General features: G+C 70.1%; 14 protein-coding genes. 3 read left to right on the forward strand and 11 right to left on the reverse strand.

Annotated elements, in window-relative coordinates; genetic code table 11:
* Positions 1-50: 50 nt before the first annotated feature.
* The 4 genes from BCL76_RS07680 to BCL76_RS07695 all read right to left on the reverse strand — a co-directional run bounded on the left by BCL76_RS07680 (position 51) and on the right by BCL76_RS07695 (position 5,387).
* Positions 51-710, reverse strand: coding sequence for an O-methyltransferase (locus tag BCL76_RS07680; RefSeq protein ID WP_109778742.1), 660 nt, complete (start codon positions 708-710; stop codon positions 51-53).
* Positions 707-1,537 (reverse strand): HAD family hydrolase, encoded by an 831-nt coding sequence (locus BCL76_RS07685; protein WP_109778743.1) that lies wholly within the window; start codon positions 1,535-1,537, stop codon positions 707-709. Before BCL76_RS07685 ends, BCL76_RS07680 begins: the two co-directional genes overlap by 4 nt.
* Positions 1,534-4,107: a phosphoribosyltransferase gene (locus tag BCL76_RS07690; RefSeq protein ID WP_109778905.1), complete on the reverse strand. Its 2,574-nt coding sequence runs from the start codon at positions 4,105-4,107 to the stop codon at positions 1,534-1,536. The genes BCL76_RS07685 and BCL76_RS07690 overlap by 4 nt, the downstream gene beginning before the upstream one ends.
* Positions 4,108-4,220: 113 nt before the next feature.
* Positions 4,221-5,387, reverse strand: a complete 1,167-nt coding sequence (locus tag BCL76_RS07695; protein WP_109778744.1) for an HpcH/HpaI aldolase/citrate lyase family protein — start codon at positions 5,385-5,387, stop codon at positions 4,221-4,223.
* Between the two features lie 194 nt (positions 5,388-5,581).
* Between BCL76_RS07695 and BCL76_RS07700 the strand changes: the two genes are divergently transcribed.
* Entirely contained in the window at positions 5,582-6,364 is a 783-nt protein-coding gene (locus tag BCL76_RS07700; protein ID WP_109778745.1) for a TerD family protein, read from the forward strand.
* A gap of 130 nt (positions 6,365-6,494) precedes the next feature.
* On the opposite strand, the gene BCL76_RS07705 is transcribed toward BCL76_RS07700, so the two are convergent.
* From BCL76_RS07705 to BCL76_RS07730, 6 genes are all read right to left on the reverse strand, one after another.
* Entirely contained in the window at positions 6,495-7,235 is a 741-nt protein-coding gene (locus BCL76_RS07705) for a TerD family protein (RefSeq protein ID WP_109778746.1), read from the reverse strand.
* A gap of 123 nt (positions 7,236-7,358) precedes the next feature.
* Positions 7,359-8,474, reverse strand: a complete 1,116-nt coding sequence (locus BCL76_RS07710; protein ID WP_109778747.1) for a DUF475 domain-containing protein — start codon at positions 8,472-8,474, stop codon at positions 7,359-7,361.
* A gap of 25 nt (positions 8,475-8,499) precedes the next feature.
* Positions 8,500-9,075, reverse strand: a complete 576-nt coding sequence (locus tag BCL76_RS07715) for a TerD family protein (protein WP_109778748.1) — start codon at positions 9,073-9,075, stop codon at positions 8,500-8,502.
* A gap of 243 nt (positions 9,076-9,318) precedes the next feature.
* Positions 9,319-9,894, reverse strand: coding sequence for a TerD family protein (locus tag BCL76_RS07720; protein WP_030715382.1), 576 nt, complete (start codon positions 9,892-9,894; stop codon positions 9,319-9,321).
* 166 nt (positions 9,895-10,060) lie between these two features.
* Positions 10,061-10,519, reverse strand: a complete 459-nt coding sequence (locus tag BCL76_RS07725) for a peroxiredoxin (RefSeq protein WP_109778749.1) — start codon at positions 10,517-10,519, stop codon at positions 10,061-10,063.
* A gap of 166 nt (positions 10,520-10,685) precedes the next feature.
* Positions 10,686-11,111, reverse strand: a complete 426-nt coding sequence (locus tag BCL76_RS07730) for a DUF3052 domain-containing protein (RefSeq protein ID WP_030757681.1) — start codon at positions 11,109-11,111, stop codon at positions 10,686-10,688.
* Between the two features lie 467 nt (positions 11,112-11,578).
* Here BCL76_RS07730 and aceE point away from each other — a divergent pair, with 467 nt between their 5' ends.
* Both aceE and BCL76_RS07740 read left to right on the forward strand, forming a co-directional pair.
* Positions 11,579-14,311, forward strand: a complete 2,733-nt coding sequence (gene aceE / locus BCL76_RS07735) for a pyruvate dehydrogenase (acetyl-transferring), homodimeric type (protein WP_109778750.1) — start codon at positions 11,579-11,581, stop codon at positions 14,309-14,311.
* 244 nt (positions 14,312-14,555) lie between these two features.
* Positions 14,556-15,431, forward strand: a complete 876-nt coding sequence (locus tag BCL76_RS07740; protein WP_109778906.1) for a potassium channel family protein — start codon at positions 14,556-14,558, stop codon at positions 15,429-15,431.
* Here BCL76_RS07740 and BCL76_RS07745 read toward each other — a convergent pair.
* Complete coding sequence (locus BCL76_RS07745; protein WP_109778751.1) at positions 15,412-15,828, reverse strand: peptidase inhibitor family I36 protein; 417 nt, start codon at positions 15,826-15,828, stop codon at positions 15,412-15,414. The two genes, BCL76_RS07740 and BCL76_RS07745, sit on opposite strands and share 20 nt — an antisense overlap.
* Positions 15,829-16,109 lie beyond the last annotated feature (281 nt).

Here is a 16,109-nt window from a genome sequence, read left to right on the forward strand (position 1 = left end):
GGCCCCAGCCCCCGAGCTCGGAAGCCCGACGGCCCAGCCCGGCGTAGGGGTCAGCGCTTGCGCGACAGGGTCAGGCCGTCCGAGATCGCGAGCAGGACGGATTCCATGCGCGGGTCCGCCGCCACGTGGTCGTTGAAGGCGCGGACGCCTGCCGCCGCGCCGGTGGCCGACTCGTCGAGGACCGTGCCGTGGTACAGCGTGTTGTCGGTGACGATCAGGCCGCCCGGACGCAGTCGCGGCACGAGTTCCTCCCAGTAGGAGATCTGGCTCTGCTTGTCCGCGTCCACGTACGCCATGTCGATGTGCGGTTCGGTCGGCATCGCGCGCAGGGTCTCCAGCGCCGGCGCGATGCGCAGCTCGATACGGTCCGCGACGCCCGCCTCCTCCCAGGCCTGCCGGCCGTACCGGGTCCACTCCTCGGAGACGTCGCAGGCGATGAGGCGGCCGTCGGCGGGCAGTGCCTGGGCCATCGACAGGGCCGAGAAGCCGGTGAAGGTGCCGACCTCCACGATGTGGCGGGCTCCGGTCAGTCGCACCAGGAAGGCCAGCAGCGGACCCTGCTCCTCCGCCGACTGCATTCCGGCCACGTCCGGGAACTTCGTGTACGTCGTCGCCACCAGCCCCCGCTGGACCTGGTCCAGCGGGGGGTTGTGGTCGAGCATGTACCGGTAGAGCTCGTCTGTGATCTTGGTGCTGTTGCCCTTGGTCATGCGTCCAGTCTGCCCAGTCGGGCCGCCTCCTGGGCGAATGCGCGCACGATTTCCTCGCCCGCCAGGACGCCCGCCGTGGCCAGGGCGGTCACCGACGGCGCCGTCCAGGCCGCGTCGGCCAGTTCGCCGTGCCCCGGGCGCCAGCCCGCGTCCGCCGCGAGCAGCAGGTCCGCGTCCAGCAGCGAGTCGCCGGCCGCGAGGGTGGTGGTGGCTCCGGTACGGCGGGCGACCTCGCGCATCGCCGCGCTCTTGGTGAGCGGGCGCGGGACCGCGTAGATCTTCCGGCCCTGGAGGGAGATCGTCCAGCCGCGGGCCTCGGCCCACGCCGTCAGGGACTTGAGCCATTCGTCCGGGACCAGGTCCCGCTCCACGACCAGGTACGCGAAGAGGTCCTCCGCGAGGCGCGCCTTGCGCAGCCACGCCGGGTCGGCCACGGCCAGCAGGTGCTGGTGCACCTCCTCCAGGGGGGCGCACTCCTCGGCCAGGCGCGCGGCGACCTGCCGCCGCCAGTCCCGGTCCGGTACCCCGTCGACGAGCAGCTGCCCGCCGTTGGCGCAGATGGCGTACGGGGCCGGGCGGCCGGGGAAGCGGATGCGCTGGTACTGCTTGCGGGTCCGGGTGGTGGTGGGGACGAAGACCACCGAAGGATCGGCCGTCAGCTCCGCCAGCAGTCCCGCCGCCGTCTCCGTCATGTAGGAAAGCGGCTTGCTCTCGTGGACCTCGACGCACAGCAGCCGGGGGGCCACCGGGTCGGGCATGGTCAGGCCGAGGGCGGCCGCCGAGTAGATGAGCGTACGGTCGAGATCACTGGCTACGAGGACAGTCACTTCGAGGCCACAGCCTTTCCGTCGGCGCCGGTGGCGCCGCGCGTGTATCGGGGGTGGATGAGTCCTACGCAGGTGTAGGGCAGCCCGTCGACCTCTTCCACCGGGACGCCGCGCTGCTCGGCGAGCAGCCGTACGTGGTCCAGGTCGGCCCCGGCGCCGCGCTGCGCCAGGATCTTCCACGGGACCCTGCGCAGCAGGACCCGGGTGGTCTCGCCGACGCCGGGCTTGACGAGGTTCACGTCGTGGATGCCGTACTCCTCGCTGATCCGCTCGACGGCCGCCCAGCCCTCCCAGGTGGGGGTGCGGTCGGCCGCGAGGAGCTCCTTGACCTCCTCGTCGACGGCGTCGGCCACCGCGTCGAAGTGGGCGGCGACCGTGTCGACGAAGGCGACGGAGACGTCGGCTCCGGCGAGCTCGCGGTAGAACTTCGCGCCGTGGAAGTCGGCGGGACCGACCAGGTCGGACCTCAGCACCGTACGCGAGATGAGACCCGAGACGGTGGAATTGAGACAGGCGGAAGGGATCAGGAAGTCCTCCCGGGTGCCGTACGTGGGCACACAGGAACCGGGGTCGGCGAGGACGACGATCTCCGGGTCGAAGCCTTCGAACTCGGCGAGGGCCTCGCGCAGCTCACGGGTGATGGCGCCCTTGCCGGTCCAGCCGTCGACGAAGACGATGTCGGCCGGGTCGTGGTGGGCGGCCAGCCAGCGCAGGGCGTTGGCGTCGATGCCGCGCCCGCGCACGATGGAGACGGCGTAGTGCGGCAGGTCCAGGCCGTGGCGGGCGCGGGCCCAGCGGCGCATCAGCACGCCCACGGGGGTGCCGGCGCGAGCCAGGGAGACCAGGACCGGGGACGGGGAGCGTTCGGCCAGGACGGTCTCGGTGACCGTGCCGACGGCGCGGGCCACGCGGACGGCGGAGGCGGCCAGCGCGCTGCCGTACAGCTCCTGGTACTGGGGGGAGGGTTGGTATTCGACGGGCAGGGACTCGGCGTAGTGGGCCCCGCCCGCCTGTATCGCCTCCTCGCGCTCCTCGGTCGGCGCCTCCAGTTCGACGTCGGAGAAGTCTTGGAGCAGCCAGCCGACGTCCTCGGGGGCGTACGAGGAGAAGGCGGGGCCGCGCAGGGGCTCGCCCAGGGTCGGCACGGTCTGCAGGGTCGGCTCGGTCGGCAGGGTCGACGCACTCGACTCGGTCGGCAGGGTCGGCTCGGTCATGATCGGCTTCGGCTCCCGCCGGTCGGGTGTGTAGGACGGGACGACGGCCAGGACGACGTGGCCGGTGTGCGGGGCGAGGGCCGCCAGCAGTCCGGTGTGCAGCTCGGGGGTGTCCCCGGCCGAGTCCACGACGGCGACGACGGCGTCGAAACCGGCGCCGTCCGTGGCGCGGACGTTGTAGGCGTAGCGGTCGCCGGGGCCGTCGGCCGGGGCGTCGTGGGCCGGGAAGACCAGCCGGGTGCGGATGGCGTAGCCGGGGTCGTCGACGGCGAGGACGGGCGAGCGGGTGGTGGTGGAGAAGCGGACCTCGCGGGCCGCCCCCGCCTCCTCCAGGGCCTTGGCGAGGCGCAGCGGCGCGTACATCAGCTCCTCGTTGCCGAGTACGAGGACCCGCCCGGGTTCGGTTCCGAGCGCGGCGCCGAGCTGCCCGGCCAGCGCGGGCAGAGCGGCCTCCAGCGCCGTGCGGTGGGCGGGGGTGAAGCCGTGGCGTCCGCCGTCGGGAACCTCCGCGGGCCAGTCCAGGTCGACGCGCGTGATCGGCCGCGGCACCTCTGCCGAGGCTGTACCCCCGGCCTCGCCGACCGAATGCCGCAGGGGCTGATCCTGCCCGGCCTTCTCGTACTCCTCGACCAGCGCCTGGCCCTTGGCCAGGACGCCGTCCGGCAGGGAGACGGTGCCCGAGGCGAGGGCGATCAGGTCCACGCGCGCGCCCAGCTCGGCGGCGAAGGCGGTGAGCCGGTCGCGGTCTGCGGCCGAGCGCATGTCGACGAGGGCGACGACGACGTAGTGCGAGCGCGGGTGGCGGGCGTGCAGGTCGCGGATGGTGTTCAGGACCGTGTTGCCGGTGGAGAACTCGTCGTCGACGAGCACGAGCGGTCCGCTGCCGGCGAGCAGCCGCGGGTCCTCGGGCAGCAGCAGGTGCGAGGTGGCGTGCGAGTGCGCCTCCTCGAAGCCGCCGGCCTGCTCCACGCCGGCCACGGGGCGGCGGGTGGAGTGCAGGTAGGGGGCCGGGCCGAGGCCGTCGGCGACGCAGTGGCCGAGGCCGGTGGCGGTCTCGGCGTAGCCGAGGACCACGGCGGCGGCGCCGTCCTCGCCGAGCAGCTCCCGTATCCGTTCGCCGAGGCCGAAGCCCGCCCCGTACACGACCTCGGGGGACTGCGGGACGTGCTTGCCGAGGACCTGCGAGACCAGCAGGTGGGCGCGCTTGGGGTTGCGCCGCAGGGCCAGTCCGAGGAGCTCGGTCAGCCGCGGGCCTTCACCGGAGTCCTCCAGGCTCACGCCCAGCCGGTCCGCGACCCAGGTACCCGACCACACCGCTTCGATCGTCTTGCCTTTCCTCGTCATCGTCATAGTCATCGTCATTGTCCGCGCCGGTACCTGCGTCCGCGCGGGCGTACCGGTCGGCGGCCCGGCGGGCATGCCGGCGGGCGTACCGGTGGGCGTTCCGGCAGGCGTACCGGTGGGCGTGCTCACACCTGGAGCCCGGCCGTGAGCAGGTCGACGAAGCCGACCTCCTCCTTCGCCACCCCGAAGACCTCGGCGCGCAGCATGGTGCGCTCGGCCCAGGCCCGGTGGGGCTTCACCTCGTTCATCTTGTTCGTGTAGGCGCTGCGCATCACTCCGCCGCCGCCGCGCTCGGGCCGCAGGATGTCCTGCGCGTCGCAGAACTCCTCGTGCGAGACCACCGACAGCGCGTGCACGGGCGTGACGTGCGCGGGGTGGATGCAGGTCTTGCCGAGCAGTCCGTTGGCCCGGTCCAGTTCGATCTCGCGCAGCAGTCCGTCGAGGTCGTGCTCGATCAGGGCGGTGCGCAGCTCCTCCACGCCCTCCTCCAGGAAGGGGCTGCGGCGCAGCTGGGGCTTGAAGAGGCGCTGCTGGCTGCGGAAGTACTCCCAGACGGGCCCGGTCACCGTGAAGCCGGTGCCGTCGGCGCGGCTGAGGACGTTGACGACGTCCGCGATGACGCCCGCGACGATCTGGACGTCGTAGGCGGTCATGTCGGGCGTGCGCCGCAGACCGTAGGCCGAGCAGAAGTCGGTCACGCCGAGCCGCAGTGCCAGGACGCGCTCGCGGTGGCTGTTGACCGTGCGGGAGATACCGGCGAGGGCCTCGACGCGGGTTTCGAGGTGGAGGAGGTCCGGGGTCTCCAGGACGGGCATGGCATACAGGCGGGGCAGTCCGCCGGCCGCCTCCGCCGCCGCGACCGCTTCGAGGAAGGCGATCCCGCGGTTCTCGTCGAACTTCGGTAGTACGAATCCGGCCAGTCGCCGTACGGAGCGGCCGAGCCGGCGCACCAGGTCGGGTATCTGCTCGGGCGTGCGGACGCGGATGAAGAGCAGCGGGAGCTCCGCGCCGTCGGTGTCGAGCTCACGGAAGTGCCGGACGAGGTTCTCCTCGGCTCCGGTCACATCGCCGTCGCTGATGGAATCCTCCAGGCAGAGGACCATCGAGACGACGCCGCGGCCGGCCTGCTTGCGGATGTCGGCCGCGAGCGTGGGCCGGGTGGCCGGACTGTAGAGCGTGGCTCCCAGCGCCGCCGCGAGGACGTGCGAAGGCGAGGCTCCGGTGAATTCCGCCGGTTCCTGGTGGAAGAGGTCCTTACGGACGGTGGGCGTTATGTGCCCAAAGTGACGCATGTGCTTCCCCCGTACTGCCTCGGCGGCCCAACTGGCATGGCCGGTAATAGTACGTACGAACGTGAGTCAAGAGTTCCTCAAGCACATGAAGTTCAGGTAACCCTCTCGCACCATGCCCAGGTCTCGCGTTCGAGACAAGGCCCTACGGGGGGCCGCATTGTCCCTGTCCACCCCGGGAGGGCAGGATGACGTGCATGACGCACGCGATGCAGAAGGGCTCGAACATCCCGGTGGCCGCCGTGGCGGTCCGGGCGGTGCTGCGCTGGACCGGCGGCCCCGAGGTGCCGGACGTGGACGCCTCGGCGCTGCTCGTCGGCCCGGACGGCCGGGTGCGTTCGGACGAGGACTTCGTCTTCTACAACCAGCCCCGGCACCCCTCGGGGGCCGTCTGGCGACTCGGCAAGAAGCAGATCGGTGACGCGATCACCGACGCCGTCCAGGCGGACCTGCGCACGGTGACCCCCACGGTGGACCGGATCCTGGTGGTCGCCTCCGCCGAGGACGTACCGTTCCGCCGGGTCGGCGACCTGCGGATCCTCCTCTACGACGCCACCGCGACCGGCGGCTCCGAACCACTGGCCTACTTCGACGTGCGGCCCGAGACCGGCGCCGAGACGGCGCTGATCTGCGGGGAGCTGTACCGGCGGGGCGAGGGGTGGAAGTTCCGGGCGCTCGGCGAGGGCTACTCCGACGGACTGGTGGGGCTGGCGACCGACCACGGGATCTCGGTCGACGAGAACGCCGCCGAGCCGGACGCGAGCCCCGCGGCCGGCGTCGGTACCGGCCCCGGTGCCGGTTCTGGCGCCGGGCCCGCCTCCGAGGACACGGCGATGATGGCCCCGCCCACGCAGGCACCGCCGCCCGTCCAGCCCGCCTACGGGTACCCGCAGCCGGTGTCGCCGGCCCCGGTGCCGGGTCCGGGCGGCGATCCGTCCTTCCGGCTGCCGGTGCAGGGCCCGCAGTTCATCCGCCGCTGAGGCCGCTGAGGCCCTGACACCGCTCGGGCCTCTGCCGCCGAGGCCCACCGACGGCTCACCGACGGCTCACCGACGACCCTCGACGGCCCACCGAGGGCCCTGCGGGCGCTTCCGCGTCCCGGGGCCCCGGTCAGCTCTTGGCGCTCTTGTAGCCCCGCCCCCACTGCAGCCCCCAGCCGTACAGCCGGTCCAGCTCGGCCTGGAAGCCGTACACGAACTTGACCTCGCGCCGCACCACCAGCTCGCCCTTGACCTTCTCCAGGGAGACGACCGCGCAGGACCGGGCCTGCGGGTGCCGCTCGTCCAGCGGGATCTCGATCCGCGGCCCCGTGACGGGGTAGAGGGTCACCATGGCGTGCGTCCGGTCGAAGGCCGGGGTCTGGTCGTAGATGTAAACGAAGACCAGCAGCCGCTTGATCTCGTCGGCGTGGTCGAGATTGACGTAGAGGGTCTCCCCCGACGCCGAGCCGAACCGGTCGTCCCCGCTGAGCTTCACGTACGGCGGGTCGTTGAGGTCGCCCAGCAGGTTCCCCAGCGGCTGCACCGCGCCGCGGGTGCCGTCCGTCAGCTCGTACAGGCAGCCCATGTCGAGGTCGACATTGACCATGCCCTGGGTGTGCGCCTGCACCATGTCCGGCTTGAACAGCTTGAACGGGTGCCGGAAGAGCTGACCGCTCTGCCCGGAACGGCCGCCGATGTCCGAGGTACGCATGCGCCAGGACAGATTGACGCGCAGATTGCCGTGGACGGCCCCCTGTTTGGTGAGCGACACCGTCGAATGTCGCTTGTTCAACTCGATCGCGTTCGACGAGGCACTGCCCGACTGGAACTGCACGGCCCGGCTGCCCATGATGCCGTCGAAGAAGCCCATCCCCTACCCCCTGGTCCCCTGATCCCCTGAAACGCCCTGAGCCTACGGAAGCGGGGCGGCCCGCCGGGTCCGTGAACCCGGTGGACCGCCCCGCAGAGTGAGCGTTCCGCATTACCGCCGCGGTCATGCCTCGGCGGTGGAACCCTCCAGTTCCAGGCGCTTGTTGCGGCGCACGGAGGACCAGAAGGACCATCCGATGAGCACCACGCCGACGAGACCGGTGATGATCTCGTTGATCTCGTACTGGATGGTGACGAGCAGGATGACGGCGAGCGCGCCGATCGCGTAGTGCGCGCCGTGCTCCAGGTACACGTAGTCGTCGAGGGTGCCCTGGCGGACCAGGTAGACCGTCAGCGAACGGACGTACATGGCACCGATGCCGAGGCCGAGGGCCATGAGCACGATGTCGTTGGTGATGGCGAAGGCGCCGATGACTCCGTCGAAGGAGAAGGAGGCGTCGAGGACCTCGAGGTAGAGGAACATGAAGAAGGCGGCCTTGCCGGCCATGGCGACGGCCGTGACGGGCTTGCCGGTCTTCTTGGCCTCTTCCTCGGCCTCGTGCTCGGCTTCCTCCTCTTCCTCCAGCTTGTTCTCGAAGTAGCCGGAAAGGCCACCGACGATCATGTAGGTGATCAGGCCGAGGATGCCGGAGATCAGGACGGTCTGCGCCTTGTCCACGTGGATGCCACCGTGCTGGTGGGCATTGGCCCCCACCGTCATCGAGGCGACGACGAGAACGATCAGCGCGATGCAGGCGGACAGCATGTCGACCTTGCCGAGCTTGGCGAGCGGGCGCTCCAGCCAGGCGAGCCACTTGATGTCACGGTCCTCGAAGATGAAGTCGAGGAAGATCATCAGGAGGAACATGCCGCCGAAGGCGGCGATGGACGGGTGGGCGTCCGTCACCAGCTGCTCGTACATCTCCTTGTCGGAGAGGGCGAGGTCCACGGCCTCGATGGGCCCGATCTTGGCGCTGATCGCGACGATCACAACGGGGAAGACCAGTCGCATACCGAAGACCGCGATGAGTACACCGATGGTGAGGAAGATCTTCTGCCAGAAGGCATTCATCTTCTTCAGGATCCCGGCGTTGACCACCGCGTTGTCGAAAGACAGCGAGATCTCGAGGACCGACAGGATCGCCACGATTCCGAAGGCCTGCCACCCCCCGTAGAACACCGCTGCGACCAGACCGAGCGCAGTGATTGCGAACGACCAGCCGAAGGTTTTGAGAACCACTGGCACCCCATCGTCTTGTACGGCTTTACGAAACGTTGACCCCGAAGTCTAGAGCGATGCCTCGGAGCCCCGACGCGTACCCCTGCCCCACCGCACGGAACTTCCATTCACCCCCGTACCGGTAGACCTCGCCGAAGATCATCGCGGTCTCGCTGGACGCGTCCTCGGACAGGTCGTAGCGGGCCAGTTCCTGGCCGTCGGCCTGGTTCACCACGCGGATGAAGGCATTGCTGACCTGGCCGAAGCTCTGCCGGCGGGAGTCCGCGTCGTGGATCGAGACCGGGAAGACGATCTTGTCCACGGCCGCCGGGACCTTGGTGAGGTCGATGATGATCGACTCGTCGTCGCCCTCACCCTCGCCGGTGAGGTTGTCCCCTGTGTGTTCGACGGAGCCGTCGGGGCTCTTCAGGTTGTTGTAGAAGACGAAGTACTCGTCCCCCAGCACTCGGCCGCTGTTGCACAGCAGCGCGCTGGCGTCGAGGTCGAAGTCGGCTCCCGTGGTCGAGCGCGCGTCCCATCCGAGACCGATCAGAATCCTGGTGAGGTTCGGTGCGGCCTTGGAGAGGGAGACATTGCCCCCCTTGGCGAGTGTGACGCCCATGTTGTGGTCCTCCCCGGACGACGGTGTGGCGGTACGGCGATGTGCCGGTGCGGCGGGTGTGGTGCGGTGCGACGGTCAGCGCCGGTGGTGCGGTCAGCGCCGGTGGTGCGGACGGCGCCGGTGGTGCGGATGACTTCCAGCGGTGCGTATGGCGTCCGGCGGTGCGGTGTGCGGGTGGCGCCGAAGCCGGTCCGGCGCCGTACACACAGTGCACGGCGCCGGACGGACGGACTGCTCTCGGACTCAGACGTTGACGCCGAAGTCCTGCGCGATGCCGCGCAGACCCGATGCGTAACCCTGGCCGATGGCGCGGAACTTCCACTCCGCACCGTTGCGGTACAGCTCGCCGAAGACCATGGCGGTCTCGGTCGAGGCGTCCTCGGAGAGGTCGTAACGAGCGAGCTCGCTGTTGTCGGCCTGGTTCACCACGCGGATGTACGCGTTGCGGACCTGGCCGAAGCTCTGCTGACGGCTCTCGGCCTCGTAGATCGAGACAGGGAAGACGATCTTGGCAACGTCGGCCGGGACGCCGGCCAGGTTGACCTTGATCGCCTCGTCGTCGCCCTCGCCCTCACCGGTGGTGTTGTCACCGGTGTGCTCCACCGAGCCGTCGGGGCTCTTCAGGTTGTTGAAGAAGACGAAGTTCGCGTCGCTGGTGACCTTGCCCTGGTCGCTGGTCAGGATCGCGCTGGCGTCGAGGTCGAAGTCGACACCGGTGGTGGTGCGAGCGTCCCAGCCCAGACCGACGATGACCGCCGTCAGGTTAGGCGCGGCCTTGGTCAGCGAGACGTTGCCGCCCTTGCTGAGGCTGACTCCCACGGGTCCTCCATTGGGTTCTGTGTGTGGGGCGGTGCCCCGTCGTGCAGGGGGCCCTCCCGGTCGTGACCGGGGGAGCTACCGGATCAACGTTTCGATCCTAGTGACGGGTTCCCGCCTGTAAGCGGTTTTCGCAGGGAAAATGCGTGTACGGCCCACGCCGGCGCGCTCAGAGGCTGTCGAGTGCCTTGATGTACTCGTTCAGGTCACGCGCGTCGGGCAGTCCGTTGACGACAGTCCAGCGCACGACGCCGTCCTTGTCGATGATGAAGGTGCCGCGGACCGCACATCCCTTGTCCTCGTCGAAGACGCCGTAGGCGCGCGAGGTCTCCCCGTGCGGCCAGAAATCGGACAGCAGCGGGTATTCCAGGCCCTCCTGCTCACCGAAGACCCGCAGGGTGGGCACGGAGTCGTTGGAGACGGCGAGGAGCTGCACGTCGTCGTTCTGGAAGCGCGGGAGCCGGTCGCGCAGCTCGCACAGCTCGCCGGTGCAGACGCCGGTGAAGGCGAACGGGTAGAAGAGCAGCACCACTGCCTTCTCGCCCCGGAAGTCGGAGAGCCGCACGGTCCGGCCGTGGTTGTCCTTGAGCTCGAAGTCCGGGGCCTTGTCGCCGACCTCGATCGCCATCTCTCGCATCCCTTCGTTCCCGCATCCCCGCGTTGGGCTGTTCGGGTGGTCCCACCTTATGGGCCCGGCCTTTTGGGCCTAGCTCCGGGCCGTGAACGCACACGCCCCGCCGACCGGGGTGACCCGGTGCGGCGGGGCGTGTGTCCGCATCGCTGCGGGGCTCGGCTCAGCGCTTGGCCTTGGCCGCCTTGGGCGTCACCAGCTTGGTGGAGGTCCACTCCTTGCCGACGGGCAGGCCCTTGGCGAGGGAGAGGCCGGCCGTCTCGGCCGCCTCGCTGATGTCGCTGGCCTCGACGTAGCCGTCACGGCCCGTCTTGGGGGTCAGCAGCAGGATCAGTGCGCCGTCCTCGACCAGCTCGGTCGCGTCGACCAGGGCGTCCGTCAGATCGCCGTCCTCGTCACGGAACCACAACAGCACCGCGTCGGCGACGTCGTCGTAGTCTTCGTCGGCGAGCTCGTTGACGAGCTTTTCGACGCTGTCACGGAATTCCTGATCGACGTCGTCGTCGTAGCCGATCTCCTGGACCACCTGTTCGGACTGGAAACCCAGCCGGGCGGCCAGGCTCTCCGCGTGGTCCGCGGTCGCGCTCACGGGGTGCCTCCTGCTCATGTTCGGTGAATGTCTTCGGCGGCGCGCGTACGCGCAGCATTGGGCGTAGTCCACACGGGCGCGGCGGATCGCGCAAGTACCCGGCCGCCGAGACCGTCGAAACGGTGACGATTACGGCCGTCTCGCCGCAACTTTCAGCCTTCCCGTGTGCACCTCTCGTGATTCATCCCACACCATTCCAGCTCATTCGGCATCATCGTCGACGCTTGGGTCTTTCCTACCTGTTTGAGGGACGAACAGTCTTACGAAGTCGGTGCCCGTCTTGAGCGTAAGGTTGCGGTTCGGTCGGATTCGCGACGGATCCCCGCCGATCCTGCCCTCCCGGGTTCCCTACGGTTTCCAGGGATTACCCGGTGGTAAAGATGAAGATTTCGGCCCAGCGTAAGAGCATGGGAGGCGGCGCCTCCAGGCATGCCTCCCGCACGACTCCCCGACAGCGAAGGAACAGCGTGGCTTCCGCATCCGATCGCAATCCGATCATCATTGGCGGCCTGCCGAGTCAGGTACCGGACTTCGATCCGGAGGAGACGCAGGAGTGGCTCGACTCCCTCGACGCCGCAGTCGACGAGCGCGGCCGTGAACGGGCCCGCTACCTGATGCTGCGGCTGATCGAGCGCGCCCGCGAGAAGCGCGTGGCCGTGCCGGAGATGCGCAGCACGGACTACGTCAACACGATCGCCACCCGGGACGAGCCGTTCTTCCCCGGCAACGAGGAGATCGAGCGCAAGGTCCTCAACGCCACCCGTTGGAACGCGGCCGTCATGGTCTCACGTGCCCAGCGGCCCGGGATCGGCGTCGGCGGCCACATCGCCACGTTCGCCTCCTCCGCCTCCCTCTACGACGTGGGCTTCAACCACTTCTTCCGGGGCAAGGACGAGGGCGACGGCGGCGACCAGATCTTCTTCCAGGGGCACGCCTCCCCCGGTATCTACGCCCGCGCGTACCTGCTGGACCGGCTCACCGAGCAGCAGCTGGACGCGTTCCGGCAGGAGAAGTCGAAGGCCCCGTACGGCCTCTCCAGCTACCCGCACCCGCGGCTGATGCCGGACTTCTGGGAGTTCCCGACCGTCTCGATGGGCCTCGGCCCGCTGGGGGCGATCTACCAGGCGCGGATGAACCGGTACATGCAGGCGCGCGGTATCGCCGACACCTCCAAGTCCCACGTTTGGGCGTATCTCGGCGACGGCGAGATGGACGAGCCGGAGTCGCTGGGCCAGCTGTCGATCGCCGCCCGTGAGGGTCTGGACAACCTGACCTTCGTGGTCAACTGCAACCTGCAGCGGCTCGACGGCCCGGTACGCGGCAACGGCAAGATCATCCAGGAGCTGGAGTCGATCTTCCGCGGTGCCGGCTGGAACGTCATCAAGCTGATCTGGGACCGCTCCTGGGACCCGCTGCTGGCGCAGGACCGCGACGGCATCCTCGTCAACAAGATGAACTCCACGCCCGACGGGCAGTTCCAGACGTACGCCACCGAGTCGGGCGCGTACATCCGCGAGCACTTCTTCGGCGGCGACCAGCGGCTGCGGTCGATGGTCGAGAACATGTCCGACCAGCAGATCCAGCACCTGGGCCGCGGCGGTCACGACCACAAGAAGGTCTACGCGGCCTACGCGGCGGCCAAGGCCCACAAGGGCCAGCCGACGGTCATCCTGGCCCAGACGGTCAAGGGCTGGACGCTCGGCCCGAACTTCGAGGGCCGCAACGCGACGCACCAGATGAAGAAGCTGACGGTCGACGACCTCAAGCGCTTCCGCGACCGCCTGCACATCCCGATCACGGACGCGCAGCTGGAGGGCGGGGCCCCGCCGTACTACCACCCGGGCCGCAATTCGCCGGAGATCCAGTACATGCACGACCAGCGCAACGCGCACGGCGGCTACGTGCCGACCCGTGTGGTGCGCGCCAAGCCGCTGCAGCTGCCGGACGACAAGGCGTACGCGGCCGCCAAGAAGGGCTCCGGACAGCAGTCGATCGCCACCACCATGGCCTTCGTCCGCATCCTGAAGGACCTGATGCGCGACAAGGAGATCGGCAAGCGTTTCGTGCTGATCGCGCCCGACGAGTACCGCACCTTCGGTATGGACGCGTTCTTCCCGAGCGCCAAGATCTACAACCCGCTGGGCCAGCAGTACGAGGCGGTCGACCGCGACCTGCTGCTCGCGTACAAGGAGTCCCCGACCGGCCAGATGCTGCACGACGGCATCTCGGAGGCGGGTTGCACGGCCTCGCTGATCGCCGCCGGTTCGGCGTACGCAACGCACGGCGAGCCGCTGATCCCGGTCTACGTCTTCTACTCGATGTTCGGTTTCCAGCGCACGGGTGACCAGTTCTGGCAGATGGCCGACCAGCTCGCGCGCGGTTTCGTGCTCGGCGCGACCGCCGGACGGACCACCCTCACGGGTGAGGGCCTCCAGCACGCCGACGGTCACTCCCAGCTGCTGGCCTCGACGAACCCGGGTTGCGTGGCGTACGACCCGGCCTACGGCTACGAGATCGCGCACATCGTCAAGGACGGTCTGCGGCGGATGTACGGCCCGGAGGCGGAGGACGTCTTCTACTACCTGACCGTCTACAACGAGCCGATCCAGCACCCGGCCGAGCCGGCGGACGTCGACGTGGACGGCATTCTCAAGGGCATCCACCGGGTGTCCCAGGGCACCGAGGGCACGATCGGGGCCCAGCTGATGGCCTCGGGCGTGGCCGTGCCGTGGGCGTTGGAGGCGCAGCGGATCCTGGCGGCCGACTGGGGCGTGCGGGCGGACGTCTGGTCGGCGACCTCCTGGAACGAGCTGCGCCGCGAAGCGGTCGAGGTCGAGGAGCACAACCTGCTCCACCCGGAGGAGGAGCAGCGCGTCCCGTACGTGACGCGGAAGCTGTCGGGTGCGGAGGGGCCGTTCGTGGCGGTCTCGGACTGGATGCGGTCGGTTCCGGACCAGATCTCGCGCTGGGTGCCGGGCGCGTACACCTCGCTGGGCGCGGACGGCTTCGGCTTCGCGGACACCCGTGGCGCCGCGCGGCGCTTCTTCCACATCGACGCCCAGTCGGTGGTCCTGGCGACGCTCACCGAGCTGGCCCGGGCGGGGAAGGTCGACCGCTCGGTGCTGAAGCAGGCGGTCGACCGGTACCAGCTGCTGGACGTGGCGGCGGCGCACCCGGGCGCGTCGGGCGGCGACGCGTAGCGCCTGCGGCGGGCGGGGCGGACGAGCGGGGCGGGCGGGGTCGGCACCGGCCCGCCGGTCCCCGCCTCCGCCGAGCCGCAGGCCGGATCCGGGTGCCGGCGGGCGGCGACGCGTAGTCGCTGCGCGGCGGGCCGGTGGCGCGCCTCGGCGACCCCGCCGGCTCCGCGCGCGGCAGCATCCTGTGAGCGGGTCCCGGCTTCGGCCGGGACCCGCTTCCCTTTACAGGTTCCTTACGATGCTCGGCATGAAGGAACCCTCCCGCCAGCTGCTGTGGGAGCGGCGGAGCCAGACCCCGCTGCTCCTGCTCGCCGTGGCTTTCGCCGTGGCGTACGCCGTGCCCATCGTCGCCCCCGACGCGCGTACGGGGGTGCACCGGGCCTGCACCTACGTCGAATGGGTGGTGTGGGGGGCCTTCGCGGTGGACTACGTGGTCCGGCTGGCCCTGGCGGCCGACCGCAGGCACTTCGTCCGGACCCACTGGCTGGACCTGGCCGCCGTGGTGCTGCCGCTCGTACAGCCCCTGCGCCTGCTGCGACTGGTCGCCACCTTGATGCTGGTGGGCCGGCGGGCCCGGATGGCTCCGCAGATCCAGCTGACGACCTACGTGGCCGGGGCCGTGGTGGGGCTGCTGATGTTCGGCTCGCTGGCGGTGCTCAGCGTGGAGCGGGACGCCCCCGACGGGAACATCAAGAATCTGGGCGACGCCGTGTGGTGGTCCTTCACCACGATGACGACGGTCGGGTACGGGGACCACTCGCCCACCACCGGCCTCGGCCGGGTCCTGGCCGTGGGTCTGATGCTGTCCGGGATCGCCCTGCTCGGTGTGGTGACCGCCAACATCGCCGCGTGGTTCATCTCCCGCTTCGAGCGCGACGACCGGGCGGACATGCTCCAACTGGCGGCCATCCGGGAGCTGCAGGACGAGGTACGGGCGCTGCGCGGCGAGGTCGCCCGGCTGGGCGGCGCGGCGACCGCGGCCCCGAGCCCGGCCGTGACCGGGGCCGGGGCCGGGGCCATGACCGGGGCCGGGGCCGTGACCGGGGCCGGGGCTGCGACCGGGGCGCCGGCCGACCTGCCGAACGCCCCGGCTCAGCGGGAGGTCACCTCTCCCACACCTTGAACGCCCGCACCTGGTAAGGCGACTGGGGCAGCCAGACCCCGTCGCCCGGGTAGGTCTGGAACTCGCCGGTCTCCGCGCATTCGGCCGACTGGTAGGTGGTCACCGGGCGCCCGGTGCGGTTGGTGAGCGACTGGGCGCTGGTGCCGGCCGGCAGCGCGGTGCAGCTGTTGATGTCCAGGTTGCTGAGCTCGTGCGTCTGCCGGGCCCCCTTGAACTCCGGTTTCGCCCACAGGCACAGCTGCCCGGTCGCGCAGGCCCCGAGCGTTGGCGGGCCCGCGGCGTGCGCCGTGCCGGCCGTACTCGGGATCAGGGCCGTCAGGGCCAGGACGGTCGCGGCGAGGGTGGTGGTGGCGCGGGTGGTCGTGGTGGTGGCGCGGGCGCTTCGACACGTACGCATGACGGGTCAACTCCTTGTGGACGGCGGGCGCCCGGACCGTTTCCGGTGCTCCGCCGAGACCACGCTGACCTGCGCGGACAGGCGGACGGAAGAGGCCTCGGGCGGGTCCACCCGGATAGGCGACAGCCCCGGCGGACCCCTCCGACAGGGCCCTCTTCGGTGCGGAGTTGACGCCTCCGGAGCTGCCGGGAGCCGCCGGGCCCGGCCGGACCGGACCCGAACGTGTCATGCGCGAGCGCTCCGGCGGGCATGCCCAAGACCTCGGAAAGCTCCTCGCAAAC

Source organism: Streptomyces sp. CG 926, assembly GCF_003148825.1.
Lineage (GTDB): Bacteria > Actinomycetota > Actinomycetes > Streptomycetales > Streptomycetaceae > Streptomyces.